Annotated in this window: 25 protein-coding genes; 15 read left to right on the top strand and 10 right to left on the bottom strand. The window is 52.3% G+C overall.

Annotated elements, in window-relative coordinates; genetic code table 11:
* Positions 1-8: 8 nt before the first annotated feature.
* The 4 genes from AWM70_RS01140 to AWM70_RS01155 all read left to right on the top strand — a co-directional run bounded on the left by AWM70_RS01140 (position 9) and on the right by AWM70_RS01155 (position 3444).
* Positions 9-866 carry an aldo/keto reductase gene (locus tag AWM70_RS01140; RefSeq protein WP_068693616.1) on the top strand — a complete coding sequence of 286 codons (858 nt, stop codon included), beginning with the start codon at positions 9-11 and terminating at the stop codon, positions 864-866.
* A 353-nt stretch (positions 867-1219) separates the two neighbouring features.
* On the top strand, positions 1220-2095 hold the full coding sequence (thiM, locus tag AWM70_RS01145; RefSeq protein WP_068693618.1) for a hydroxyethylthiazole kinase: 876 nt from the start codon (positions 1220-1222) through the stop codon (positions 2093-2095).
* Positions 2079-2903 (top strand): bifunctional hydroxymethylpyrimidine kinase/phosphomethylpyrimidine kinase, encoded by an 825-nt coding sequence (gene thiD / locus AWM70_RS01150; protein ID WP_068693620.1) that lies wholly within the window; start codon positions 2079-2081, stop codon positions 2901-2903. The genes thiM and thiD overlap by 17 nt, the downstream gene beginning before the upstream one ends.
* Before the next feature lie 232 nt (positions 2904-3135).
* Positions 3136-3444, top strand: a complete 309-nt coding sequence (locus AWM70_RS01155) for a putative quinol monooxygenase (protein ID WP_068693622.1) — start codon at positions 3136-3138, stop codon at positions 3442-3444.
* A gap of 146 nt (positions 3445-3590) precedes the next feature.
* Here AWM70_RS01155 and AWM70_RS01160 read toward each other — a convergent pair whose 3' ends face one another.
* On the bottom strand, positions 3591-4592 hold the full coding sequence (locus AWM70_RS01160) for a 3'-5' exonuclease (protein ID WP_068693624.1): 1002 nt from the start codon (positions 4590-4592) through the stop codon (positions 3591-3593).
* Positions 4593-4819: 227 nt separating this feature from the next.
* Between AWM70_RS01160 and AWM70_RS01165 the strand changes: the two genes are divergently transcribed.
* Together AWM70_RS01165 and AWM70_RS01170 are read left to right on the top strand one after the other, a co-directional pair.
* Positions 4820-5521, top strand: coding sequence for a pirin family protein (locus tag AWM70_RS01165; protein ID WP_068693626.1), 702 nt, complete (start codon positions 4820-4822; stop codon positions 5519-5521).
* Positions 5522-5572: 51 nt separating this feature from the next.
* A complete protein-coding gene (locus AWM70_RS01170; protein WP_068693628.1) occupies positions 5573-5911 on the top strand; it encodes a hypothetical protein in 339 nt (112 codons plus the stop codon).
* Positions 5912-6035: 124 nt separating this feature from the next.
* Here AWM70_RS01170 and AWM70_RS01175 read toward each other — a convergent pair whose 3' ends face one another.
* Complete coding sequence (locus tag AWM70_RS01175) at positions 6036-7403, bottom strand: Nramp family divalent metal transporter (protein ID WP_068693630.1); 1368 nt, start codon at positions 7401-7403, stop codon at positions 6036-6038.
* 305 nt (positions 7404-7708) lie between these two features.
* Positions 7709-8494, bottom strand: a complete 786-nt coding sequence (locus AWM70_RS01180) for an SDR family oxidoreductase (RefSeq protein WP_068693632.1) — start codon at positions 8492-8494, stop codon at positions 7709-7711.
* Between the two features lie 272 nt (positions 8495-8766).
* On the opposite strand from AWM70_RS01180, the gene AWM70_RS01185 reads away from it, so the two are divergent.
* The gene (locus tag AWM70_RS01185; protein ID WP_068693634.1) at positions 8767-10110 is read left to right on the top strand and encodes a GH1 family beta-glucosidase; all 1344 of its coding nucleotides are present in this window, start codon (positions 8767-8769) and stop codon (positions 10108-10110) included.
* A 118-nt stretch (positions 10111-10228) separates the two neighbouring features.
* Here the strand turns inward: AWM70_RS01185 and AWM70_RS01190 are convergent, their stop codons facing one another.
* The gene (locus AWM70_RS01190) at positions 10229-11434 is read right to left on the bottom strand and encodes a MalY/PatB family protein (RefSeq protein ID WP_068693636.1); all 1206 of its coding nucleotides are present in this window, start codon (positions 11432-11434) and stop codon (positions 10229-10231) included.
* A gap of 182 nt (positions 11435-11616) precedes the next feature.
* Between AWM70_RS01190 and AWM70_RS01195 the strand changes: the two genes are divergently transcribed.
* The gene (locus tag AWM70_RS01195) at positions 11617-13239 is read left to right on the top strand and encodes an S-layer homology domain-containing protein (protein ID WP_083180079.1); all 1623 of its coding nucleotides are present in this window, start codon (positions 11617-11619) and stop codon (positions 13237-13239) included.
* Positions 13240-13372: 133 nt separating this feature from the next.
* Here the strand turns inward: AWM70_RS01195 and AWM70_RS01200 are convergent, their stop codons facing one another.
* Entirely contained in the window at positions 13373-14335 is a 963-nt protein-coding gene (locus tag AWM70_RS01200) for a substrate-binding domain-containing protein (RefSeq protein WP_068693638.1), read from the bottom strand.
* A gap of 204 nt (positions 14336-14539) precedes the next feature.
* Between AWM70_RS01200 and modA the strand changes: the two genes are divergently transcribed.
* The gene (gene modA, locus AWM70_RS01205) at positions 14540-15421 is read left to right on the top strand and encodes a molybdate ABC transporter substrate-binding protein (protein ID WP_068693640.1); all 882 of its coding nucleotides are present in this window, start codon (positions 14540-14542) and stop codon (positions 15419-15421) included.
* Positions 15422-15424: 3 nt separating this feature from the next.
* Positions 15425-16096, top strand: coding sequence for a molybdate ABC transporter permease subunit (modB, locus tag AWM70_RS01210; protein WP_068693642.1), 672 nt, complete (start codon positions 15425-15427; stop codon positions 16094-16096).
* Between the two features lie 112 nt (positions 16097-16208).
* On the opposite strand, the gene AWM70_RS01215 is transcribed toward modB, so the two are convergent.
* The 3 genes from AWM70_RS01215 to AWM70_RS01225 form a co-directional block, all read right to left on the bottom strand.
* Positions 16209-17192 carry a ring-cleaving dioxygenase gene (locus AWM70_RS01215; protein WP_068693644.1) on the bottom strand — a complete coding sequence of 328 codons (984 nt, stop codon included), beginning with the start codon at positions 17190-17192 and terminating at the stop codon, positions 16209-16211.
* Between the two features lie 254 nt (positions 17193-17446).
* Positions 17447-17887, bottom strand: coding sequence for a threonine/serine exporter family protein (locus AWM70_RS01220; protein WP_068693646.1), 441 nt, complete (start codon positions 17885-17887; stop codon positions 17447-17449).
* A gap of 30 nt (positions 17888-17917) precedes the next feature.
* Positions 17918-18676 (bottom strand): threonine/serine exporter family protein, encoded by a 759-nt coding sequence (locus AWM70_RS01225; RefSeq protein ID WP_068693648.1) that lies wholly within the window; start codon positions 18674-18676, stop codon positions 17918-17920.
* Between the two features lie 379 nt (positions 18677-19055).
* Here AWM70_RS01225 and cyoA point away from each other — a divergent pair, with 379 nt between their 5' ends.
* The 5 genes from cyoA (at position 19056) to AWM70_RS01250 (ending at position 23505) form a co-directional block, all read left to right on the top strand.
* Positions 19056-20030: a ubiquinol oxidase subunit II gene (gene cyoA, locus AWM70_RS01230; protein ID WP_068693650.1), complete on the top strand. Its 975-nt coding sequence runs from the start codon at positions 19056-19058 to the stop codon at positions 20028-20030.
* A gap of 21 nt (positions 20031-20051) precedes the next feature.
* Complete coding sequence (locus tag AWM70_RS01235) at positions 20052-22019, top strand: cbb3-type cytochrome c oxidase subunit I (protein ID WP_068693652.1); 1968 nt, start codon at positions 20052-20054, stop codon at positions 22017-22019.
* The gene (gene cyoC, locus AWM70_RS01240) at positions 22019-22636 is read left to right on the top strand and encodes a cytochrome o ubiquinol oxidase subunit III (RefSeq protein WP_068693654.1); all 618 of its coding nucleotides are present in this window, start codon (positions 22019-22021) and stop codon (positions 22634-22636) included. Before AWM70_RS01235 ends, cyoC begins: the two co-directional genes overlap by 1 nt.
* Positions 22637-22966, top strand: a complete 330-nt coding sequence (gene cyoD / locus AWM70_RS01245; RefSeq protein ID WP_068693656.1) for a cytochrome o ubiquinol oxidase subunit IV — start codon at positions 22637-22639, stop codon at positions 22964-22966.
* Between the two features lie 251 nt (positions 22967-23217).
* A complete protein-coding gene (locus tag AWM70_RS01250; protein ID WP_083180080.1) occupies positions 23218-23505 on the top strand; it encodes a hypothetical protein in 288 nt (95 codons plus the stop codon).
* Between the two features lie 97 nt (positions 23506-23602).
* Here the strand turns inward: AWM70_RS01250 and AWM70_RS01255 are convergent, their stop codons facing one another.
* Positions 23603-24037 carry a hypothetical protein gene (locus AWM70_RS01255; protein WP_068693658.1) on the bottom strand — a complete coding sequence of 145 codons (435 nt, stop codon included), beginning with the start codon at positions 24035-24037 and terminating at the stop codon, positions 23603-23605.
* Between the two features lie 148 nt (positions 24038-24185).
* The gene (locus tag AWM70_RS01260; protein WP_068693660.1) at positions 24186-24977 is read right to left on the bottom strand and encodes a peptidylprolyl isomerase; all 792 of its coding nucleotides are present in this window, start codon (positions 24975-24977) and stop codon (positions 24186-24188) included.
* Positions 24978-25051 lie beyond the last annotated feature (74 nt).

The raw sequence follows: 25051 nt of genomic DNA on the forward strand, positions 1-25051 counted from the left end.
ATGACGGGATGTTGATAAACAGACAGGTTGAATTTATTCCGGGGGAACCGGTTCCGGTTCTTGGGCAGGGCACCTGGTATATGGGCGAAAATGCAGCTCACAGGAAGCAGGAGGTATACGCCCTGCAGCTTGGTCTTGATTTGGGCCTGCCGCTGATTGATACCGCGGAAATGTACGCCGAAGGCGGAGCGGAGCAGGTGGTGGGCGAAGCGATTCGGGGGCGTCGTGATCAGGTATTCCTGGTCTCGAAGGTTTATCCGCACCATGCGGCCGGAGCTAAAATGAAGCAGGCTTGCGAACGGAGCTTGAAGCGGCTTGGCACGGACTATATGGATCTCTACCTGCTGCACTGGCGGGGGGATATTCCTTTGGCGGAAACGGTAGCGGCTCTGGAAGAGCTCCGTCAATCGGGAAAAATCCGTTCCTGGGGCGTCTCCAACTTCGACACGGCAGATATGGAAGAGCTGTGGAGCCTGCCGGACGGAGAGCGCTGCGCCGCGAACCAGGTGCTGTATCATGCCGCTTCCCGCGGCATCGAGGTGGATCTGCTGCCCTGGGCCCGGCGGCATCAGGTGCCGACGATGGCCTACTGCCCGCTGGCCCAAGGCGGGCAGCTGCGGAGGGAGCTGCTGACGCATCCGGTGATCCGCCGGATCGCGGAGGAACGCAGCGTCACTCCGGCGCAGATTGCTTTGGCCTGGGTGATCCGGGAAGATGGGATCGTCGCCATTCCCAAGGCTGTACAACCGCAGCATGTGAAAGATAATGCGGCGGCTGCCAACATCCGGCTGACCGCTCAGGAGCTTGACGATATCAACAAGGTGTTCCCTGCTCCGCCTGGCAAGGTGCCGCTGGATATCGTTTAGAATTTTTGCGGTAATCAGGAAATCAAAGCTGGCTTGTGGTAAAATGAGGGCATAAGAACAAGCAAATACAAACTAATAACATGGGAGCCTGCGGAAGCAAGCTGAGAGTACGACTAATCCGTCGTAGACCGTTCGAACCTGTTGGGTAATGCCAGCGTAGGGAGATCGTGATCCACATAGGGGGACACTCTGCTTAGGCGGAGTGTCTTTTTTGTATGGAGAAAATATCGGCCGGGGCCTGAAGGACCCTGAAGGAATATAGTTTTGGGCGTCCGGCCGCCTCTTGGAGGTTCGGGCAGGTACAGGGAACAAAAGGTTCGTTTGATTCAGGCTCCCCGAAAGGTTGGGATCACATGTCAGCAAACGTAAAAAATGAATTCCGGAAAGCCGCCGCTCCGCTGATCGAGCGAATCCGCCAGGTGAATCCTCTGGTGCATAACATTACAAACGAAGTGGTGACGAATTTTACGGCAAATGGTCTGCTCGCCTTGGGGGCTTCCCCGGTGATGGCGGCGGCCGTGGAGGAAGCGGTGGAGATGGCCGGCAAAGCCGGGGCCCTGGTACTCAACATGGGGACGTTAACCGGCAGTACGGTCGAAGCGATGCTGCTGGCCGCCCAAGGAGCCAATGAAGCCGGTGTGCCCGTGTTGTTCGATCCGGTTGCTGCAGGCGCAACCAGGTTCCGCAGCGAAACGGCGCAGCGCCTGTTAAATACGGTTAAAGTGGATGTTATCCGCGGGAATGCGGCCGAGGTGGCCAACCTGATCGGCGAGAATTGGGCGATCAAAGGCGTGGATGCCGGCGAGCTGCCGGAAGGACGTCATCCGGCCGAGCTTGCGCAGCGGGCGGCCAAACACTGGAACACCGTCGTTGCCGTAACGGGACCCAAAGATTATATTTCCGATGGAGCAGCCACCTATGAAATTGAAGGGGGGCACCCGATTCTGACCCGGGTGACGGGAACCGGTTGTCTGCTTACCTCTGTCATCGGCGCTTATTGCGCCGTGGAGGATAACAAGCTGCTGGCCGGCGCAGCCGCACTGGCCGGATATGGCGTAGCGGCTGCGCTTGCGGCTGAACGGAGCGCGGAGGCAGGGCCGGGAGCTTTCCAAATCGAATTGCTGAACGAGCTGTATAAGCTTTCGCCGCAAACGTTCCTGCGGGATGCGGTAATAACAAAAATTCAGGTCGATGAAGCGGGGGAAATCATGGATGAGCAGCGTATATAAAGCATTGACGATAGCCGGATCGGACAGCGGAGGCGGCGCAGGCATCCAGGCCGATCTGAAAACCTTTCAGGAGCTGGGCGTCTACGGCATGTCCGCACTGACCGCTGTAACGGTGCAGAATACGCTGGGCGTGCAGGGCGTACATCCGATTCCGCCGGAGACGGTAGCGGCCCAGATCGCATCGGTCGGGGAAGACTTGAAGCCGGATGCGCTGAAGACCGGGATGCTGTTCAGCGCGGAGATCATCGAGCAGGTAGCTGGTCAGGTCAGCCGGTTCGGCTGGAACAAGCTGGTGGTTGACCCGGTGATGATTGCCAAAGGCGGGGCCGAGCTGCTGCTGGAGGAGGCCGTGCAGGCTTTGCGCAGCCGGCTGCTGCCGCTGGCGCTGGTAGTAACCCCGAATCTGCCGGAGGCCGAGCGGCTGACTGGAATGACCATTGCCGGTGCCGAAGGCAAACGGGAGGCCGCCAAACGGCTGCATGCGCTTGGGACGGCTTATGTAGTGATTAAAGGCGGCCATGAAGAGGGGGATCCGGAGCGCTCCGTAGATCTGCTGTATGACGGCAGCGGTTTTACGGAATTTGCCGGGACCCGGGTATCCACGCCGCATACCCATGGCACGGGCTGCACCTTCTCGGCGGCCATTACGGCCGGTCTGGCCACGGGGCTTGAAGTGACCGAAGCGGTAGGCCAGGCAAGAGCTTTTATCCAGGCGGCCCTTGAGGACAGCCTGGGCATAGGGAACGGGCACGGTCCAACCAACCATTGGGCGTATAGAAGAAGGCAAACAGACGGAGTCGAACTTTGATTTAGATCAGGCTGAGAATGGACGGTAGTTGAACGGAAGCGGCAATCTGCGCCGGAATGGAAGCAGCCGGGCGGATTAACATGAGGTTCAAGGGGGGGGAGCTGGCTCAGAAGCCGCGGAAACTTTTGTTAGCCGCAGCCCTGCAGAGGGTTATATACCTATATGAAGCAGGAAGTTGAGGGGAGAACCCACTCCTCCGGCTGAATGACAATTTGCGGGGAGGCGGTTTCACATGATTATGATTCAGGCTCATCTTTATGTTCATCCGTCCGAGCGGGACGACTTCCTTGAGCAGGCTGGTTTGCTGCAGCGCAAAACACGCGAGGAAGCCGGCAACCTGTACTGTCTGCTGTATGAAGCCGTTGAGGATCCGAATACCTTTGTATTAATTGAGAAATGGGAAGACCAGGAGGCGGTGAACCGCCATAACAATACGGATCATTTTGTGGGTTTCTTCCAAATCGTTGACGGGTATTTAGTCAAACCGGTGAAGGCGGAGGTCCATGAGATACCGGACGCAGGGGCAGAGGCGGCCGGATGAGAGACGGCAGCGGAAGAGGCCGGAGCGGCTGAGTAAGCCGAAAGCCGCTTCCGGCGCCGGCCGGCGTGTCGCGGGGGATTCCGGCGACACGGCACAAAGCAAGGCAGGCACACCGGCGCAGAGCCGGGGGTGCCTGCCTTGCTGCTTTATCCGAGCAGCTCCAGAAACTGCTGCTCGGAGATCAGGCGGATCGGCAGGCCCGCGCCGGCCAGGCGCTCCGCCTTCTGGATTTTGCTGCTGCGGGCTTCGCCGCTTTGCAGCTTCAGGAAATCCTTCTGACCCACGACCAGGTAGTGGGTCTGCAGCTCCACGGCGTCGGCGCAGCGGCCGCCGCAGTTCACGACCCGCTGCATCGCTTCCAGCCGGGTCAGGGAACCGAGCCTGCCGGTGAACACGATATTTTTGCGATAGAAAATATGGTCTTCATCCACCTTGGCTGCGGGCACAAGCACCGGCTTGACCGTGCTGCGCGAACCTTTGGAACCGGCATTTGAAGCCGTCCCCGTGCGGGCTTGTCCCTTCCTGCCGCGGCCCCCTTTGCCGGCTGCTTTCGGCTTGGCGGAGGTGAAGGTTTGATAACTCCCTCCGGGAAACAAAGCCCCCAGCCGGTAGCCCTGCGCCTCCGCCAGTCCGTGGCAATCCGGCGCGCCGCCGGAAGCTTCAAAACATTTCAGCAGCAGCAAAGCCGCCACACGGGCATCTTCAAGCGCATCATGATGACGGAAGGCGGACAGCCGGTGGAAGGCGGCCATTTGATTCAGCTTGTAGCCGGGCAGTCCCGGCCAGATCTTTCGCGATAACAAATAAGAGCAGACATAAGTGCAATCCGGATAATCTAGGCCGAAGGCCTCCATGCAGTAGCGAAGCACGCTCATATCGAAAGAGGCGTTATGGGCCACCAGGGTGCGTCCCTCAATGAGCTCCCTGATCTCCTGCCAGACTTCCAGGAACGTTGGCGCGTCCGCGACCATTTCCGGGGTAATGCCGTGTACGGCCACGCAGAAAGGGTCAAAGGCGTCGTGGGGATTAACGAGCGAATATTTCTCCTGCACGATAACGCCGTCCCGGACCTCAACCAGGCCGATGGAGCAGACGCTGGCCCGGTTTCGCATATTGGCAACCTCAAAATCGATAGCTGTATAATTCAAGCGGATTCACCCCGTTGGTTGATGTAAGAAACGATGCAGAAAAAAGCTGCTGATTCCTATTTTACTATAATGGGGTGGCTGGAGCATACAAGCGAGAATAATCTTAATAAAAGTAAGTAACAACCGTTTGTATAGTCCTTTAACTTCTGTTACACTACAGAAAGCAGTAGTATTTCAAATTCAAGAATATTAACTTCATATTAAAATGAGCTAAAGGAGGCAGGAACATGATTACCCTTTATCCCGATTCGGAGCGGAACAAAGCTGATCTGGGCTGGCTGAAGACAGGCCGGAGTTTCTCTTTCGGCGATTATCAGGACGAGAACAATATGGCGTTTGGACCGCTGCGGGTCTTTAATGATGATGTTATTGCACCGGGCCGCGGCTTTGGCGCACATCCGCACAGCGATATGGAGATTGTCTCCATCGTGTTGTCCGGTCAGCTGCGCCATGAAGACAGCATGGGCAATGAGGCGATTACAACTTTTGGCGGCGTGCAGCGCATGTCGGCCGGAAGCGGCGTGATCCATACAGAGCACAACCCTTCGCAGGAAGAAGAGGTGAACCTGCTGCAGATCTGGTTTATGCCGGCTGAACGCGGCAAGCAGCCTTCCTACACCACCAGCCAGTTTGATCCCGAGCAGCTGAAGGGCCGTTTGCTGCCGGTCGTTACGCCTGTAGGTAGCAGCACGGCTGCCGACATCGGTCAGGATCTGACGATTTATATGAGCAGGCTGCAGGCCGGAGAATCCGTCCGTTTCCATCAGGACGCCGGGCGCCGGACCTTCCTGTTTGTTATCGAAGGGGAGCTTTCTCTGCAGGAGGAATACAAATTGGGCACACGGGATTCGGCCCGGATCATCCAGGTGACAGACCTGGACCTAACGGCTAAAGATGAGGTGCTCTTTATGCTGATCGATCTGCCTTAAAGCGGAATAACCCGGTTAGAAATCTGATTTTGATATGAAGGAGGGATTGGGATGGCGGAACGTGTACTTGTGAAACATGCGGTAGCAGGCCGAATGCTGCTGGATACCTCCAGGGAGGCTGGAGTCACTTATGAGGTCAGCCGGAGCGGGCGCGGTGATCAAACGGTTATAGAGCTGCGGGGAGTCACTCCCGAAATTGGCGCTGCCGTCATGAGCCTGAGGGAGGAATTGAACTTATTCCTGTTTGAAGAGCCGGAGCAGGGCGATACGATCAAACACTGGTTCTACGTCAACTCGGGCGACAAGGTGCATTACGAGGAGAACGGCGGTGTACTGCGGATTTCAGCCGCTGGCGAGATCGTCTACAATCCAAAGGATTATTGGGATTAATACGATTCTTACTCACGATTTGTACTCAGGATTCCAGTCTGCATGACAACAAGAAAGCCGGACCCCGCGGGGGCCGGCTTTCTTGTTGTTCTTCGAGCGGAAAGGAGTTCCTTTATGCTTTATATTAACCTATTCCGGCAAAGGTTCCGTAAATCAGGAACACGTTCAGCACGGACAAAATAACGGCAATAATCCAGGCTGTATATTTGACCCATGAGCGGTTGGCGAAGGGCCCCATCAATCGTTTGTCGCTGGTAAATAAAGCGAGCGGGATAATGGCGAAAGGCAATTGTACGCTCAGAAACACTTGCGTATACAAGAGCAGCTGCTCGACTGCGTTCTCTCTTCCGCCGAACATGACCACGCAGATGACTACGGGAATCACGGCAAGCAGACGGGTGATGATTCGGCGAAGCCAGGTCGGAATCTTCATCTGGATAAAACCTTCCATTACAATCTGTCCAGATAAGGTTCCGGTAATGGTGGAGTTCTGACCCGAAGCCAGCAGAGCAACGGCAAACAGCGTACTGAGCAGAGGACTGGCAATGGCTCCGACGATGGCATTGTCCGAGAGGGCGTTATACAGGTCGGTGAAACGTCCCAGATCGCTTGTCGTCCCGAAAAACATCGCTGCACCCAGAACGAGCAGCAGGCAGTTGATAATAAAAGCAATGCTCAGCTGAATATTGGAGTCGATCGTCGCAAATTTGATAGCTTCCCGTTTGCCCTGTTCATCCCTTTTAAATTGGCGGGTCTGGACAAGCGAGGAATGCAAATACAAGTTATGCGGCATTACGGTAGCACCGACGATGCCCAAAGCAATCAACAGCATGCCGTTATTCGTAGCGATTTCAGGGCTTGGAATAAAACCGCTAAGCAGCGGGCCGATGCTTGGGCTGGAGAGCAGCACTTCATATAAGAAGACGATAAAAATGGTAGCGATCAAGGTCGCGACAATCGCTTCGATCTTTCTGAATCCGACCTTGGTCAACAGCAATAATAAAAGGACATCCAGCGTTGTGATCAGAACCCCAACTAAAAGCGGGATTTTGAACAACAGCTGAAGCGCAACGGCTCCCCCGATCACTTCGGCAATATCCGTGGCCATAATCGCCAGCTCGGTCAAAATCCATAAGATAAAGGCAGCCGGCTTGCTGGTGGCCTGGCGGGTAGCCTGGGCCAGATCCATTCCGGTTACAATCCCCAGTTTGGCCGACATGCTTTGAAGCAGCATAGCAATCAGGCTGGAAATCAAAATGATGCTGAGCAGCGTATATCCAAATTGCGCGCCGCCTTGAATCGACGTAATCCAGTTTCCGGGGTCCATATAACCTACGGCAACCAAAACGCCGGGACCGCTGTAGGCGGCCAGCTTTTTCCAAAATCCGGCTTGGTTTGGAAGACTTACCGTATTGTTGACTTCCCCCAGGCTGGCTCCGTTGGCGTGAGCGAGCAATCTTTGTTTTTGTTTGACAGTAGGCAGTTCTCCCATAATCAGTCACCTCTTTAATTTAAATCTTATCTCTAGTTCTCCATTAGTTCTTGAACGGGATTCGAATTCTTTATGCTAATTTTGCTCCAGGTAAACTTTTTTGTCAATATAAAAATTATTTAATGCTGATTAAAATATTGTCACCGGACAAACAGTTTCAATTTAACCTTAATTTTATTAAATCCTCTTAGTTGCGGGGCTGGAGCAGGAGGAATAACCAAAAGGGCAAAAAAAAAGCTGCCGAGCTTCCTCGGCAGCCTGGCCGGACCCTGAGGCCCATATCATTTTTCAAAAATCTTCACCCGTTACAGCAGCGATTCGGCTCCGTCCACGTAAATCTCCGTGCCTGTCACATGAGACGACTCGCTGGAAGCGAGGAACAGGACAAGATCAGCCACCTGCTCGGCCGACCCCGGGCCTTGCTCCAAGGGCTGGCTTCCTTCCGGATATTCCACGGGAATGATAATTTTCTTAAGATCATCCGAAGGATAGGTGTTCTCGCCGATGTTGGTTTTGATCGCACCCGGACAAATCGCGTTGACACGGATTTTATACTGGGCAAGCTCCAGCGCAGCCATCTTCATGAAAGCGACCTGGCCGGCCTTAGAAGAGGAATAAGCAGCGAACCCGAAATTGGAGAAGACGCGGTTGCCGTTGACAGAGCTGGTGATGACGATGCTGCCGCCTTTCTTTTTCATGTAAGGGATTGCATATTTGACCGTGGCAAAGGTGCCGCGGAGATTGGTGTTCAGTGTCCGGTCCCATTCTTCAATGTCCAGCGTCTCAATCGGCGTCTTAGCCCCATTGATCCCGGCATTGGCGAAGACGATATCCACCCGGTCCTCCTGTTTGGCAATGTCTTGATAAGCTTGTTCGATCATTTGCGGCTCAGAGACGTCGCATTTAATGACGATAGCGGTGCCGCCTGCTTTCTCGATTTCCTGCTTGGTTTCATTGGCATGCTCCGGCGTCCGGTCCAGCATGTACACTTTGGCGCCGTGACGGGCAAAAGCGATCGCGCTTGCTTTGCCGATTCCGGAACCGCCGCCGGTGACGACGGCGATCTGGTCTTGAAGTCTTTGTTCTGGCATGAGGAACAGCCTCCTTGCGAATGAATTGTTTTTATGGAAGAAAGGGAAGTCGCTATAACATTACCCTCTTGGAAGGACCGGAACCAGTTTGAGCGAGGCAGGCATTGCCAGGCGGTATAACTTATAATTTGTGCAGAAAGGGATCCGATTATGTGTTTGTAAATTTTATATTGAGCTCGGCAAAAGGGGATTTAACTAAAAATAGCAGCATTGCTGATGGAATCGATTTCTTCTACAATATTCTTGTATAAATACTGGAGGGAGACGGGTTTATGACCACCTTTAAATTTCCTAACGATTTTATCTTCGGTTCGGCTACTTCTTCTTATCAAATTGAAGGCGCATACAAAGAGGGAGGACGGGGGATGTCCATATGGGACACCTTTGCCCGCACACCCGGTAAAGTGGAGAATGGAGATACGGGCGACCTGGCCTGCGACAGCTACCATCTCTATAAGGAAGATGTTCAGCTTCTGAAAAATATGGGTGCCAAAGCGTACCGCTTCTCGGTCGCCTGGCCGCGTATTATTCCTGTCGGCGACGGCGCCGTCAACCAGGAAGGCCTTGATTATTACCACCGCCTGGTAGACGAGCTGCTGGCAAACGGCATCGAGCCGATGTGCACGCTGTACCACTGGGATCTTCCGCAGGCCCTGCAGGACAAGGGAGGCTGGGAATCCCGCGAGACGATTGCAGCTTTCGTGCGTTATGCCGAAACAATGTTTAAATCGTTTGCAGGCAAAATCAAGAACTGGATCACCTTTAATGAACCTTGGTGCGTATCGTTCCTGTCCAACGAGATTGGCGCGCATGCTCCGGGCAAAACGGACTTCCAGGCCGCGCTTGACGTTGCTCACCATCTGCTGGTGGCACACGGGGAAACCGTAAAACGTTTCCGGGAACTCGGCGTAGACGGCGCGATCGGCATTGCGCCCAATACGGAATGGTTTGAACCGTTCAGCACCAAACAGGAAGACATCGACGCTTGCGCGCGCCGCAACGCTTATTTTAACGGCTGGTTTTTTGATCCGGTGTTTAAAGGGCATTATCCGCAGCTTGCTTTGGACTGGTATAAAGCTAAAGGTTATGAGCCGCCCGTTCAGCCAGGCGACATGGAGACTATCGCTCAGCCGATTGATTTCCTGGGCATCAACTATTATACAGGCGGGGTTGGCCGTAATAATCCGGAGGAAGGACTGCTGGAGTTTGAAATCGTGGACGCTGCGTTCGACAAAACGGATTTCGACTGGAACATTTATCCGCAGGGCTTCTATTCCGTACTGACCTGGGTGAAAGCCAATTACGGCGATATTCCGATCTACATCACGGAGAACGGCGCTTATTATGATTCCGACGAGGACAACGGGAAATATCATGATCCAAAACGCATTGAATACCTGCGCAAACACTTGATCCAGCTGAACCGAGCTTTGGCTTCCGGCGTCAATGTCAAAGGTTATTTCCTGTGGTCCCTGATGGACAACTTTGAATGGGCGTTTGGCTACAGCAAGCCGTTTGGTCTGGTGCACGTCGATTTCAAAACGTTCAAACGGACACCGAAAGACAGCTACTACTGGTATAAACAAGTGATCGCCGAAGGCGGGCTTGAATCTTAAATTTAAATCTTAAATCTTAAATCGGATGATAAACGAACACCCCTCCCGCGGTTTTGCGGGAGGGGTGCTGCATGTCTGACAGGGTGTTTCTGATGCCGCATGTCCAGGACAGGTTGGATTACTTCCCTATATAACGCTCCATGGCCTTATCCAGCCGCTGCATCGCTTCCTTGACAAGGCTGTGCGAACAGGCCAGATTCATCCGCATGAATCCTTCGCCTTCTTGGCCAAATGGAGCTCCGTTGTTCAGGCCAAGCCGGGCTTCCTTCACCATAAACTCATTCAGCTCTTCAGCCGTCATGCCCAGTTCACGGAAATCAAACCACATCAGATAGGTCGCTTCCGGGAGCAGGGTTTTAACCAGAGGTGTACCGTCTGCTTTCAGATAACGGGCCATATGCTGCTGAACAAATTCCATGTTGGAACGGATATAAGCCAGGCAATCGTTCAGCCAGGCCTCGCCATGGTTATAAGCGGCTTCGGCCGCGGTTAATCCGAAGATGCCGGCATGTGCCACCTCGCGGATGCTTAGGTTATGCACGAACTTTTCGCGCAGCTCAGGGTTGGCGATGATGATATTCGAAGTGTTCAGGGCCGCCAGGTTGAAGGTTTTGCTGGGTGCCGTACAGACAATGGAATGCTGGTTAGCCTGCTCCGACAAGGAGGCGAAAGGAACGTGCACATGAGGTTCGAAGACCAGGTCGGCATGAATTTCATCCGAGACAACAAGAACTCCATACCGTTCGGCCAGTTCATGAAGCTTCAGCAGCTCTTCACGGGTCCAGACGCGGCCCACCGGATTGTGCGGGCTGCAGAGAATCAGCATTTTGGCTCGGCCGGCCGTGCCGTCCATCAGCGTCTCAAGCTGCTCGAAATCCATGTCGTAATGTCCGTTCTCCCGCTCGCGCAGAGGGTTCAGCAGCAGCTTGCGATCCTGGTTGTTCACGACTCTGGCGAACGGCGGATAAACCGGCGGCTGAATGATCACCTCTTCACCTGGCTCCGTAAAGGTTTCGACCAGATGATAAAGCGCGGGAACAACTCCCGGAGCATAAACGATGGACTGAGGTTCGATCTTCCAATTATGCCTTCTGAGCATCCAGCCGGTTACGGCTTCCTTATAGCTGTCGCTTAAGAAGCTGTAACCGAAAACCCCGTGGTCTGCCTTGTCATGCAGGGCCTTGATCACGGCTTCCGGAACTTTGAAATCCATGTCAGCCACCCACATCGGGAGTACGTCTTCGCTGCCAAAAATTCTGGCCAGGGACCCCCATTTCTCGGATGACGAATTGGTGCGGTCGATAGGTGTATCAAAAGATGGCATAAGGGCCACAACCTCCTTGAGCTCACGTTGTATTTATAGAAACAGTCTATACGAAAAGGGGCCTTTTATCAAAAATAATAATCTATCAATCTGCCAATATTTACTTCATGACCGCTCTGAAAGCTCTTTGGTAACATAGACTTATTCCGGTAGATTTGCCGAAGTAAGAGCGGAGGTTATGTATGTATCGTTGGCTAAAAGCGGCAGCGGCCGCATGTCTGGGGGCGGGAATCTGTTCGGCGGTGCTTTCTATCAGCGCTCCGGCGGTCAGCTTTGCTGCAGGAACTTCACAAGTTTTCCAGGATATTGACGGCAGTTTTGCCAAAGATGCTATTATGGATCTTTATCAGCGCAAAATCGTAGAAGGGACTGCTCCCGGCACCTTCTCGCCCAAGAAAGCTCTGACCCGCGCTGAAGGAACCAAGGCGATGCTGGAGCTCTTGAAGCTTCAGCCCGTGGGGGGCGGAATCCCGGCCTTTCAGGATGTCCCCAAAACCGCCTGGTATTACGGATACGTGCAGGCCGGCGTTTATTTGAATTTGGCGCAGGGCAAAGGCAGCGGAAAATATAGGCCGGCCGACGGAGTAACCCGTCAGGAGCTGGCGGTTTGGCTGGTCCGCTTTCTGAAACAAAACGCTGCAGGCGGCAGCCTGTCCAGCCTTTATTCAGACGCGGCGCAGGTTGCCGATTGGGCGGCGTCTTCCGTTTATACGGTTCAGAAGCTTGGGCTGATGGAAGGGGCGGACGGACGCTTCCGGCCGAAGGCCGTAGTCACCCGTGAGGAAATGGCGGCGGTTATGGACCGGATCGTGACCAATAGAACCTACGCAAACCCCATTTCGGCACCTGTCTCCCAGCCGATCCAATTGGGCTGGCAATACGGACAGACCGATGCGGAATTTAAAGCCAGCGTGTCCGCATCGAATATAAACGTCATTTCTCCCAGATGGCATTTCCTGAATGCGGACGGCACCTTCGTCGATTCAACCGAAACGGCGCTGATCAGCTGGGCCAAATCTACGGGCCGGAAGGTATGGCCGCTTGTCGGCAACCGATCCAACCAGCAAATGACCCATGCCATGCTGTCCAATCCGGGCTTATCGGAGCGGGCGGCAGCTTCTTTGACGGCATATGCCGCCAAATATGAGCTGGATGGCCTAAACCTCGATTTTGAAAATGTGCTTCCGGCTGACCGCGCCTATTTAACTTCATTTATTGCCAATCTGGCCGGCAAGCTGCATCAGACCGGCAAGAAGCTGTCGGTTTGCGTTTCCCCGGATTTGGGCACGGATTGGACGGCAGCTTTCGATTATGCGGCATTGGCCAAAAGCGCGGATTATATCGTTTTAATGGGGTATGACGAGCATTGGGGCAGCGATCCGGCACCAGGCCCGGTAGCCTCGCTGGCCTGGGTGCAGTCTGGGCTGGATAAACTGCTGAAGCAGGTTGGAGCAGGAAAGGTGATTTTGGGTCTGCCGTTATACAGCCGGGATTGGCTGGTCAGCTCAAATGGCATCACGATTTCGGCAGAGGATCTGACTTTAAGCGAGCAGAATACCAGGATTTCCCGTTACGGCATTTATCCGTCCTGGAAATCGGCGCTGGGCCAATATACGGCTGCTTATCAGCTGAACGGGGGCAGGCATCAGCTTTGGTTCGAAGACAGCCGCTCGCTGACGCTGAAATACCAGCTGGGGCAAAGCCGGAGGGTGGCCGGATTTGCATACTGGTCCATCGGCGGAGAGCATGAGGGCCTGTGGAAAGCCTTAAATAACGCTACCCGTTTTAACGGCTATTCTTTCTAAACTGAAATAGGCATAAGAAAAAAAAGGGGTCCCGGTCTTTTTGACTGAGGATCCCTTTTGGCTGCGGTGAACTGAGCCGAGGTTGAGGTGCCGCCCGGGCTTGAGATGGCTTATTCAGGTGTGTCCGATCCGATTAAGTCTCGTACAGAACCGTTCCTGTCTCTGACAGATCATAGCCGGAGATGGAACGGAGTTCATTCTGGAAATTCTCCGATCTGATGATATGGAGTACGGTCCCGATCCAGCCAGCGTTCTGTTTGGTTCTAAGCAGGACAAGATCATAACGTTCATCGGTCAGTGGGATAAAATCAACGCCTCCGACCGTCATAGCGGCCTTCTCGATTCCAACACCGACATCCGCGTCTCCTGAAGCTACCCTGCCGGCGACGCCCAGGTGATTCGTTTCTTCGCGGTCATACCCAAGAATCTCATTCCCCCGAATGCCGAGCAGACGAAGCTGCTCATCAAGCAGCACGCGGGCACCGGAGCCTTTCTCCCGATTGGCCAGACGCAGTCCCGGGCGTTTCAGATCTTCCCAGCCGCTGATCCCGTCGGGGTTGCCTTCTCTGACATAAAGCCCGGCCTTCCGTTTCAATAGATGCACAACAACATAAGAAGAGCCAATGAGGAATTTCCGGATGTAAGGCAGATTGTATTCCCCGGTATCCCCGTCCAGAAGATGGGTACTGACGATGTCGGATTCTCCGCGATACATGGAAATAAGGCTGTCCACACTGCCGACGAAGGAACGCAGCGGGCGTATGCCGGGCAAATTCCGCTCCATATGTTTGGCCAGAATGTCCAGGCTGATATCCTGGCCGGTGATGACAAGCGACCGGGTTCCGTTTGGCGCTAAAGATGGAGGGGCGGCAGATGCGGTATAAGCGGCTTCCGCGGCGAAGGGGGCTTCTGCCGCTGCCTTTACGCCCTTGGAGCGGTTCTTGAAAGCCTCCAGGTCCGCAGCGTCAACCCGCATTTGTTTGCCGACACGGTAGGCAGGCAGTTCGCCTTTTTTAATGAGATCATATACGGTTAACTTCGAGATTTTAAGCAGCTTGGCTATCTCTTCGGTTGTATAGGAAACTTCACTGGACATGCTTGTCCTCCTTATATTATAGAAAGCTGATAATAGCTTGAGGGGCCCTGCCGGGTCCCCGACTGAAACGAACAGTTTAGTTCATTTATTTTAACATAAAATTGGATCCCGTCTGAAAAAGAGATTTACAAGCTTCTTTTTTCAAACGTATAATCATAACAATGATAACTAAATATACATAAACATAACTTTGGAGGATCAAATGTGATTAATAAAATTAAGTTTAGTATGGTTTTGTTATTTGTAGTTATGATTATAGCTGTACTCTCAGGCTGTGGAAACGGCGGGAAAAAGGAAAATGTAGCCCCGACGGCCGCATCGACGGATTCAGCGGCAGTTCCAAATGCAGGCACCCCGGCAAAGGCCGGCTCGGAGGAGCCTCAGTCCGACGTGGAGCTGACGATTTCGGCAGCGGCCAGCCTTACGGATGCGCTGAAGGAGATCAGTCAGTCGTTTGAAGCCCAACATCCGCATATCCATGTGAACTTCAATTTTGGCGCTTCGGGTATGCTGCAGCAGCAGATCGAGCAGGGGGCGCCAGCGGACTTGTTTTTATCTGCCGCTTCTAAGAACATGCAGGCGCTGCTGGACAAGCAGCTTATTGACAGCTCACAGGAAGTAAATCTTCTTAATAATGATCTGGTTGTCGTTACTCCTTTGGATAAAGGGGATATGGTGCAAACTCTTGACGATTTGAAGAAACCGGAAGTGAAGACGGTCGCCATCGGGATTCCGGAGAGCGTGCCGGCAGGGAATTACGCGCAGGAAGCGCTGCAGGCCGCAGGGCTGTGGGACAGCCTTCAGTCCAAGACCGTTCAGGGCAAAGATGTGAGGCAGGTGCTGCAATATGTAGAGACCGGAAATGCCGATGCCGGGTTTGTGTATAAAACGGATGCTCTGACCTCGGATCAGGTCAAGGTGGCGTTTAGCGTGGATTCTTCCCTCTATAAGGCGATTGAATATCCGATAGGGATTGTGAAGGCTACCAAACACAGCCGGGAAGCGGAGGCCTTTTATCAATACCTGCAAACCAAAGAGGCGCTGGATGTATTTGTGAAGTACGGCTTCACTATCCCGCAGAAATAACCGATGATGGAGATTAGCTGGCATGATTTCTGGCCGCCGGTCCGGCTTTCGCTGCAAGTGGCTCTGTTATCCAGCATTCTCGCCCTTATTCTGGGTGTTCTGGCTGCGCGATGGATGACTCGAGCGAGGTTTAAGGGCAAGGTGCTGCTGGAGACCTTGTTTATGCTGCCGCTGGTGCTGCCGCCGACGGTTGTCGGTTTTCTGCTGCTCCTCGCGCTGGGGCGTAGAAGCTGGCTAGGGCATTGGATTGAATGGGTATTTAATGCTCCGATTATATTTACCTGGTGGGCTGGTGTGATTGCTTCCGTGGTTGTTGCTTTTCCGCTGGTTTATCAGACGATGAAGACCGGGTTTCATTCCATCGACCGCAGCCTGGAGGATGCGGCGCGTTCGATTGGCGCCGGCGAATGGCAGCTGTTTCGGTACGTTTCGCTTCCGCTTGTATTCCATTCGCTGCTCAGCGCCTACATTCTCGGCTTTGCCCGGGCTTTGGGCGAATTTGGGGCTACACTGATGATTGCCGGGAATATCCCTGGCAAAACCCAGACCGTTCCTACGGCCATTTACGTGGCGGTCGATTCCGGCAATCTGCCGATGGCTTGGGCGTGGACGGGAACGGTGATCTTCATCTCGTTCCTGATGCTGCTGTTTACTGGCCGGAAAGCCAGAGAGTAGACGGCAATATCTTATAGCCGGTCTTATATAAACCCCATATAGGACTTTATACAATATAGAAATCCCCCGCTTGTCGCAGGCTGCGATCATGCGGGGGATTTTGGCTTATCTGTCAGTTGTGGGGGTTGGCCGTTTCCAGCGGCTTCAGCAGCGCTTCGATCTGGGCACGCTTCGGCTCAAGGAAAGGAGGCAATGCCAGCGATTCGCCCAGATGCTCAAAGTCTTCGTCCGTATCAAAGCCGGGGCCGTCCGTAGCAAGCTCAAACAGAATGCCGTTTGGCTCCCGGAAGTAAAGGGAATGGAAGTAGAAGCGATCCACATAACCCGAGTTCGGGAATTGCACTTTGCGTACCGCCTCAATCCACTGCTTCAGCTCATCATCATTGTCGACGCGGAAGGCGACATGGTGGACGCCGCCGCGGCCCAAACGTTCGTGAGCCAGGTCATGGCGTTCCTCCAGATGAATTTCCGCGCCGCTGCCGCCTTCTCCGGTTTCGAATACCTGGATATCCGGCTGGTCCGGCGCGTCTGTATTCGGGAAGCTGCCTTTGCTGCGGAAATTCAGCAGCTCCGTCAGCACGGCAGCAGTAGGAGCCGCTTCATGCACGGTCAGCTTGACGGGGCCAAGCCCGGTGATGCCTAACTCGGCAGGCACCGGGCTGCGGCTCCAGGGCGTTCCGGCTGCTACGCCGCTGTCATGCTCATCGGAGACAAGGATCAGGCGCTGGCCTTCGAAGTCGCGGAAAGCGAGCGACAACCGGCCGGCTCTTGGCCGGATCTCCTCATGAGCGACGCCGAATTCGTCAAGCCGTTTGGCCCAGTATGCGAGGGCCGCGTCATTCGGCACGCGGAGAGATAAAGCCGAAATACTGTCGTTGCCATCGCGGTTTTGGCCGGCCATCGGAATTTCAAAGAAGGTCAGCTCGGTTCCGGGGTTGCCTTTCTCATCTCCGTAGAACAAGTGGTACATCGAAACGTCATCCTGATTAACGGTTTTCTTGATCAGTCTAAGCCCCATCACTTTAGTGTAAAAGTTGTAATTGGCAGGTGCCTTGGCGGTCATGGCCGAAACATGGTGTATGCCTTTTAATTGCATATGCGATTCCTCCGATTTCTTGGTCCGGGTTCAACCTGTATGCCTACAATGTAGCTCATAAGCTATAAAAAATCAAGTAACTAAATTATTATCACTAACTAAACTAAACAGCAAATAAGCTGACGGCTCCTTGGAATCGTATTATAGTTCCCGCAAATCGGAGATAGATGCGAATAGAATCAGGAACTGGTTTTTGGATTGAAGGCTGTGATCATCCGGTCCGCAACAAACAAACCGCACCGGCAGGCTGGCTTTCAGCCCCGGTGCGGTTTTCGTTTTCTAATCAGCAGCTGGTTGAGCACCTCGGATACAACGAGGCCGATCGCGATGGAACCGGAGATCAGAAAGGCCTGGGCAGCCAGCTGAACAGCTGTGTTGTAGTCGTTCTCCACGAATTTGCGCATGGCGTCATAAGCAAGACCGCCGGGAACCAGCGGAATGATGCCGGCAACGCTGAAGACGATGACAGGCATCCGGTAGATCCGGGCCGACACTTGGCTGATGACCCCGACAACAAACGTTGCGGCCACCGTGGAAATGACCGTGTCGTAATAAGGGTCCAGCACGAGGTAAATAACCCAGCCGAGCATGCCGCCAAGCCCGCACTGAAATAAAGTCCGTTTGGGCGCATTAAAAATAATGCCGAAGCCGGCCGAGGCGATAAAGCTGGTGATAAGCTGCCAAATCATGTACATACAATCCCTCTTTAACTATAAAAATGACCTTTATAAAAAAGTAAATACGGCCGCTACGCCGGCTCCAATCGCAAAGGCCGTCAGCAGCGCCTCCGCTCCCCTGGACAAACCCGACACCAAATGTCCGGCCATCAGGTCGCGTACGGCGTTGGTGATCAGCAGCCCCGGAACCAGCGGCATGACGGAGCCGATAATGATTTTGTCCAGCTCGCGTCCCAGCCCAAGATAGATGAAGAAATAAGAAACCAGGCCGATCAGCAGCGAGGTCGTGAATTCGGCAAAAAACTTGACGTTAATCAATCTATGAAACAGGATTACCGCAGCGAATCCCAATCCCCCGCTGATCAGGGCTGGCAGAAAGTCGTATCCGCTGCCTCCGAACATGATGGCGAAACAGCCGCTGGAGATGGCGGCAGCCGTTACCTGCAGACCTACCGAATAGGCGTGCGAGGACTCGTCAATGTCCCGGAGCAGGGCAGCGGCCTCTTCGGCGTTGATTTCACCGGCAACAAGTTTTCTTGAAATGCTGTTGACAGCAGCGACCTTGTCCAGGTCCGTGGTTCGCTCCGCGATCCGGATCAGCTTGGCCGCCTCCGGACCGCCGGCCTGAAAAATGATCCCCGTAGGCGTTACGTAGCTGTGGGAGCTGGAAAGGCCCAGGGCATGGGCGATCCGGATCATCGTATCTTCCACCCGGTACGTTTCGGCGCCGCTTTGAAGCATGATTTTTCCGGCCAGCAGGCAAATATCTATTGGACTTAACAGGGGAATATTCTCCCGGGATGACATCGTCTCTTACACTCCTTTGATTCAAAAGCCAATATGTACGCGAGTATTATATCACGACAAGGGCATGGTCAACCGCCTGTTAAGCAGGTGAAGCGGAGAGAGAGGAGCGAAAATGCGTTTTTTTCTTGCACAAACCAAGGCAGACCGTATACTTTGCTTACAATCAAGTAAGAATACGGAATAACAACCTTACGAAAAGTTTGAGAAAATAATCACAAAAATCAATTTAAAAATCGACAATTTTGTTAAAAAAGCCATGTGAGATATTGTTTTCTGCTATCTTAATAGGGTAAGGTTATGGATGATGCATTGTGAATGTAAAAATTGTGCAATGCCCGGCATTACAGTTATTAAGGCATAATTAAGGAGAGAGGAAAAGATGGATAAAAAACCAAGATCGCTTCGAACGCTGATCGCAGTGGTTATCACCCTGGTCACCTTGGGAGTGCTGATCTGGGGAATGTTCTTCACAGCGGACTACCTTGTCCTCAACCCTAAGGGACCTGTGGGACAATCCCAAAAGGATCTGATCATCATTTCGACGCTGCTCTGCTGCATCGTTATCGTTCCCGTTCTGATTCTGACCGCATTCATCGTTTGGCGCTACCGCGACAAACCGAATCGCAAAGCGGCTTACAATCCGAATTGGCATGACAGCAAGGTGTTGGAGACCGTATGGTGGGGCGTGCCGATTCTCGTTATTATCGTTCTGGCGGTAGTAACGGCGCGTTATACTTATGCGCTTGAGCCTTCCAAGCCGATTGACGCCGAGCAAAAGCCGGTTACGGTGCAAGTGGTTTCCCTGGACTGGAAATGGCTGTTCCTGTATCCGGAAGAGAACATCGCTACGGTAAATACGCTGACGATTCCGAAAGGCGTTCCAGTCCGCTTCGAAATTTCCGCGGACTCCCCGATGAACTCGTTCTGGATTCCGCAGCTGGGCGGACAAATCTATGCGATGTCCGGAATGTCGATGACCCTTTATCTGAAGGCTGACGAAGTCGGCAAATATTTTGGCTCTGGAGCCAACTTTACCGGCGAGCATTTTGCTCAGATGCGTTTTGACGTTAATGCAGTCGAGCCGGCTGACTACCAGAAATGGGTAGATAAAGTGAAGGGCAACACCGGCAGCACGCTTACGGAAGCAAGTTATGCCGATCTGGCCAAACCAGGTGTCATGGGTCAAACGGAATATTCTTCGTTCCCTGAAGGACTGTATAGCAAAATTGCCTACAAGTACGTAGTGGACGGCAAAGACAACGCAGAATCCTCTGAGGATACGAAGCAAGAAGGAATGCCCCTGAATACTGGGTTCGGCATTAATGGGTTGGGCGAGGCTCAACCGGCACACTGATGAAAGGGAAGGAGACCCTCCATGCTAGATTCTATTAAAGACTTCGCATCGTGGTTCTTTGTTACGGGGGATCCGTTCATTTATGGTGCGGACGTATCCATCGTGGTTGCGACAATCGCGATTATTTGGGCGCTGACCTATTTCAAGAAATGGGGCTGGCTCTGGAGAAACTGGCTGACTACGGTTGACCACAAGAAAATCGGCATCATGTACATTCTCGCTGCGCTGCTCATGTTGTTCCGCGGCGGCGTAGATGCCATCATGATGCGAACTCAAATTGCTTTACCAGGAATGAAGTTCTTGGAGCCAGAGCACTACAATCAGATCTTTACAACTCACGGCACAATCATGATTCTGTTTATGGCAATGCCGCTGATGTTCGGTTTGTTTAATATTATTATTCCGCTTCAAATCGGAGCGCGAGACGTTGCGTATCCGTTCCTGAACGCATTGAGCTTCTGGCTGTTCTTCGTCGGAGCCATGCTGTTCAACTTGTCCTTCGTTATCGGCGGTTCGCCGGACGCAGGCTGGACCAGTTATCCGCCGCTTTCCGAATTGATGCATAATCCGGGCGTAGGTCAAAACTTCTACATCTGGGGTATTCAGATTTCGGGTATCGGTTCCTTGGCAACGGGTATCAACTTTATGGTTACTTTGATTAAAATGCGTGCACCAGGCATGACACTGATGAAAATGCCAATGTTCTCCTGGTCCGTATTTGCAACTTGTATCATTATCATCCTGGCGTTCCCGATTCTGACTGTAACGCTGGCACTGCTGTTTCTCGACCGCTTTGCGGGAGGTCACTTCTTTACGCTTGACCTGGGCGGCAACCCAATGATGTACATCAACTTGTTTTGGATGTGGGGACACCCAGAGGTTTACATTGTCGTTCTTCCGGCTTTCGGTATCTTCTCCGAAGTCGTGGCGACTTTCTCGCGCAAGCGGATTTTCGGTTACAAATCCATGGTATTCGCCTTGCTGACCATTAGTGTGGTTTCGTTCTTCACTTGGCTTCACCACTTCTTTACAATGGGCTCAGGCGCGGATATCAATGCGTTCTTTGCCATAACAACCATGATTATCGCAATCCCGACAGGGGTTAAAATCTTTAACTGGCTGTTCACCATGTACCGCGGCCGCATCCGTTTCGAGCTGCCAATGATGTGGACAATTGCCTTTATCCCGTGTTTTGTAGTAGGGGGTATGACAGGGGTTATGCTTGCCGTAGCGCCTGCTGACTTCCAGTTCCACAACAGTTATTTCCTGATTGCCCACTTCCACCAAGTTCTGATCGGTGGTGTAGTGTTTGGTTATTTCGCGGGTCTCTATTACTGGTGGCCAAAAATGTTCGGATTCATTCTGGATCACAAACTGGGCGTTTGGGCGTTCTGGTTCTGGAACATTGGTTTCTATGTATGTTTCATGCCGCAATATTCGCTCGGCTTGATGGGTATGACCCGTCGTGTAAGCGAATATTCCTGGGATACCGGCTGGGGACCGCTGAACTTAATCTCCACAATCGGCGCTTTGCTGATGGGTATCGGTTTCCTTTTCCAGGTGGCGCAAATCTTGTACAGTACGTTCAAACACAAAAAAGTCGGCAGCGACCCATGGGATGCTCGTACGCTTGAATGGACAACAGCATCTCCGGCTCCGGAATATAACTTTGCAGTTATCCCGCACGTTAAATCTGTGGATGATTTCTGGGAAGTCAAGGAGCGTCGTGCCAAAGGGATTGCAGATGATCCAATGCCGCCGATCGAACCGATTCATATGCCTAAGAATTCGATTATTCCGCCAATCATGGGGGCTTGTTGGTTTGTAGCAGGTTTCGGATTTGTATTTGAGTGGTGGTGGTTCTACATCCCAGGCATGATCGGTGTAGCCATCTGCATGATCGCACGTTCCTTCTCTTACGATACGGATTATTACATCCCTGTCGAAGAAGTGGAGCGTACTGAAGAGGCAATAAGGGGGTCTGTATAATGGCACAAAGCGTGGCACACAAAGGAAATCACAGTGCAGACCATGATCACGGGCATCACGATCCAAACGAACTTAAGGTTCTTGGCTTCTGGTTCTTTCTGATTTCCGACGTTATCCTCTTCTCCGTCTTGTTCGCAACCTTTATCGTGCTGCGTCACAATACGGCGGGCGGACCTGACGGCAAAGAGCTATTTGAACTGCCGGGAGTCATTTGGGAAACCTTCATCCTCCTGACAAGTAGCTTTACAAGCGGTTTGGCCACCTTGGCCATGAACCGCGGCAACAAGAAACAGCTGATCGGATGGCTGATTGTAACGGCACTCCTCGGTGCATCATTTGTTGCGCTTGAGGTTACCGAATTCGTCAACATGGTGAATGAAGGCGCAGGTTTCTCGAGAAGCGCATTCCTGTCCTCCTTCTTTACACTGGTCGGTACACACGGACTTCACGTTTCGGTAGGTCTTTGCTGGATGATCGCTTTGATGATTCAGCTTGGCAAACGCGGAATTACAGAGACGACCAAAGGGAAGGTTACGCTTATCAGCTTGTACTGGCACTTTTTGGACGTTATCTGGATCTTCTTGCTCACGATCGTATATTTGATGGGGGTGATGTAAATGGCGCAACCTAATACGCACGGCCATGATGCACACGAATCCCATGGATCGGTGAAATCGTATGTTCTAGGTTTCATTCTGTCCATTGTGCTGACCATCATTCCTTTGGTTATCGTGATGAACGACCTGATGGCGAAGACCGCCACCTTCATCGTTATCATGATTGCTGCAGTTCTGCAGCTTCTGGTTCAGCTGCTCTTCTTCATGCATCTTAGAGAGACCGAGAAACCACGTTGGAATGTGATGGGGCTTGTCCTCGGCATTATCATTCTGGTTACCGTGGTCGGCGGTTCGATCTGGATCATGGAAGTCAACAAAATCGGATATTAATAGCAACGGATTTTAAGTTGCCGGAAAGGCCTGCATGAGTACAGCATGCGGGTCTTTTTGTTTGTTTATTAACAGAAATATTAGCTTGAGGATTTGAGCGGTTTTGTATTTTGCACCATGTTTAATTGTTCCCGTAAACGGTTAGTATACAGTACAAAGGCAGACTTGCTTAATTAAGCTCAGTTGAAGCAGAAAGCAGCAATACCGGCTGAGCCTGTACTGAAAGTCTAAACTAACCGGGAGTGATCTGCATGGCCGCTAAAATATATCCGTTTAAAGACCGCAAGGAAATGAGAGAGAACGGCAATTATTTTGCTTTAGCCTTAACGACAATTGCCTGGGTCGTCTTGATTATAGGCATCGTGCTTTGTCTGGTTCGTTTATCTGATTTTAATGACCGCAATATGTACCTGATGGCCGGGATCGGCTGCATTGTGGGCAGCATCTTGATATACTGCATAGGCGGTTTCCTGCATGTTACTCAAACCAAGAAATTCCGTGAGGCTAATGACGATGTAGCCTCCAAACGGAAATCTTGACCATGCGAAACAGGCTTCCCGCAGGGAAGCCTGTTTCATTCTGTTGCAGATCAGCTTGTCTGGATGGTAGTGGAGGATGATTTTTCAGTTCGATGTTCTAGGCTTGCTTATTCCATACATGCCTATGAGGATAAAGCTCTTTGATCCGTTTCTTAAGCTCCGATAATTGGGCATCTTCATTATCGAAATCGCCTGTTATGCATCCTGAACAAAACTGGTGACTGTTGATTAGCATCGTTTTGTAGCTGTTGTTGTTTAACGTATGTAAGGCTCTTTGTGCGGCTTCGGGAAACCGGACAGGCTGACGATTGAACAGATGACAAGCCCAATAAATTTCACTTTTGAATCTGGTCGAATGAATATGACTGAACTCTTCTATGCTCATCTGAACCGGCGTGTGTTTGTTAGAAAGCGTAATGATCTGGTGATCGCCTATATAGATGCCCGAATACTCCCCCAGACCTTCATATAAAGCGGCAATCACAATCGAACCTCTGCCTGGCATGGACGGTTTCAATAAATGTGCTAACATGTGATACCTTCTTTATAAGTAAAATAATTCCAACAATAGGAATTATAAAACGCATCCGAATGTTAATCAATACTGCAAAAGTAGGACATATGTCGTTTCGAGAAAAAAATCCCCTGCTGATGGTTGGCCCGCAGCAGGGGATTTTCGTCTAATTCGAACCGACTTTTTCTGGTTCAGGGTAGGTTTTGCCCTTGGTATCTACCGTTACCTTGCTCATCACATCCAGGTCGTTATCGGCAGGCATATCATTGCTGTCACGCGGCAGATTGACGATTGCGTCTACGGTGCTCATGCCTTTAATAACTTTGCCAAAAGCAGCATACTGCCCGTCCAGGTAATCGGCATCAGCCACCATGATAAAGAACTGCGAACCGCCGGAATTGGGATCCTGCGCCCGGGCCATGGAAATAACGCCTCGGGTATGCTTCAGATCGTTTTTCACGCCATTTGTTGTGAATTCTCCGGCAATAGAATATCCCGGACCGCCTGTGCCATTGCCTTGCGGGTCGCCGCCTTGAATCATAAAGCCGGGGATAACGCGGTGGAATTTGGTTCCGTCATAAAATCCTTTTTGAACAAGGGAAATAAAGTTGTTGACGGTATTGGGTGCTGCTTTGGGATACAGTTCGATTTGGATTTGGTTGCCGGTCTTCATTTCGATAGTCACAACAGGATTATCCGTCGATGTAAAGGCAGGATCAGGTTGAACCTCTTTGGAGGGATCATCCGCAACCGGACCAGTGGAAGCTGGAGCTTCCGAGCTTGGAGCCTCTGAAGAATCAGCGCTGTCCCCGGCATTGCCCGAAGCGTTGGAACCTGAAGTCTGGGTGGAATTCCCGGCGTTGCTTGCTTCCGGTTTGTTCCCGCAGGCGGTCAAGGCAAAAACGAATACCAGCATGAGAGCAAGTAAAGCTGGAGTAAACAAATTGCGGCGTTTCATGAAATGACATCCTCCTTGATTGACTTCATTTAAAATTTTGATAATACTATCATAACCGAGTTTGCTTCCAGAAT

This window comes from Paenibacillus yonginensis (genome assembly GCF_001685395.1).
In the GTDB taxonomy this organism is placed as follows: Bacteria; Bacillota; Bacilli; order Paenibacillales; family Paenibacillaceae; genus Fontibacillus; species Fontibacillus yonginensis.

Coding starts and splice junctions, on each gene's coding strand:
- AWM70_RS01140 (WP_068693616.1), top strand. CDS start 9: ATGTTGATAAACAGACAGGTTGAATTTATTCCGGGGGAACCGGTTCCG.
- thiM (WP_068693618.1), top strand. CDS start 1,220: ATGTCAGCAAACGTAAAAAATGAATTCCGGAAAGCCGCCGCTCCGCTG.
- thiD (WP_068693620.1), top strand. CDS start 2,079: ATGAGCAGCGTATATAAAGCATTGACGATAGCCGGATCGGACAGCGGA.
- AWM70_RS01155 (WP_068693622.1), top strand. CDS start 3,136: ATGATTATGATTCAGGCTCATCTTTATGTTCATCCGTCCGAGCGGGAC.
- AWM70_RS01165 (WP_068693626.1), top strand. CDS start 4,820: ATGATTACCCTTTATCCCGATTCGGAGCGGAACAAAGCTGATCTGGGC.
- AWM70_RS01170 (WP_068693628.1), top strand. CDS start 5,573: ATGGCGGAACGTGTACTTGTGAAACATGCGGTAGCAGGCCGAATGCTG.
- AWM70_RS01175 (WP_068693630.1), bottom strand. CDS start 7,403: ATGGGAGAACTGCCTACTGTCAAACAAAAACAAAGATTGCTCGCTCAC.
- AWM70_RS01180 (WP_068693632.1), bottom strand. CDS start 8,494: ATGCCAGAACAAAGACTTCAAGACCAGATCGCCGTCGTCACCGGCGGC.
- AWM70_RS01185 (WP_068693634.1), top strand. CDS start 8,767: ATGACCACCTTTAAATTTCCTAACGATTTTATCTTCGGTTCGGCTACT.
- AWM70_RS01190 (WP_068693636.1), bottom strand. CDS start 11,434: ATGCCATCTTTTGATACACCTATCGACCGCACCAATTCGTCATCCGAG.
- AWM70_RS01195 (WP_083180079.1), top strand. CDS start 11,617: ATGTATCGTTGGCTAAAAGCGGCAGCGGCCGCATGTCTGGGGGCGGGA.
- AWM70_RS01200 (WP_068693638.1), bottom strand. CDS start 14,335: ATGTCCAGTGAAGTTTCCTATACAACCGAAGAGATAGCCAAGCTGCTT.
- modB (WP_068693642.1), top strand. CDS start 15,425: ATGATGGAGATTAGCTGGCATGATTTCTGGCCGCCGGTCCGGCTTTCG.
- AWM70_RS01215 (WP_068693644.1), bottom strand. CDS start 17,192: ATGCAATTAAAAGGCATACACCATGTTTCGGCCATGACCGCCAAGGCA.
- AWM70_RS01220 (WP_068693646.1), bottom strand. CDS start 17,887: ATGTACATGATTTGGCAGCTTATCACCAGCTTTATCGCCTCGGCCGGC.
- AWM70_RS01225 (WP_068693648.1), bottom strand. CDS start 18,676: ATGTCATCCCGGGAGAATATTCCCCTGTTAAGTCCAATAGATATTTGC.
- cyoA (WP_068693650.1), top strand. CDS start 19,056: ATGGATAAAAAACCAAGATCGCTTCGAACGCTGATCGCAGTGGTTATC.
- AWM70_RS01235 (WP_068693652.1), top strand. CDS start 20,052: ATGCTAGATTCTATTAAAGACTTCGCATCGTGGTTCTTTGTTACGGGG.
- cyoC (WP_068693654.1), top strand. CDS start 22,019: ATGGCACAAAGCGTGGCACACAAAGGAAATCACAGTGCAGACCATGAT.
- cyoD (WP_068693656.1), top strand. CDS start 22,637: ATGGCGCAACCTAATACGCACGGCCATGATGCACACGAATCCCATGGA.
- AWM70_RS01250 (WP_083180080.1), top strand. CDS start 23,218: ATGGCCGCTAAAATATATCCGTTTAAAGACCGCAAGGAAATGAGAGAG.
- AWM70_RS01255 (WP_068693658.1), bottom strand. CDS start 24,037: ATGTTAGCACATTTATTGAAACCGTCCATGCCAGGCAGAGGTTCGATT.
- AWM70_RS01260 (WP_068693660.1), bottom strand. CDS start 24,977: ATGAAACGCCGCAATTTGTTTACTCCAGCTTTACTTGCTCTCATGCTG.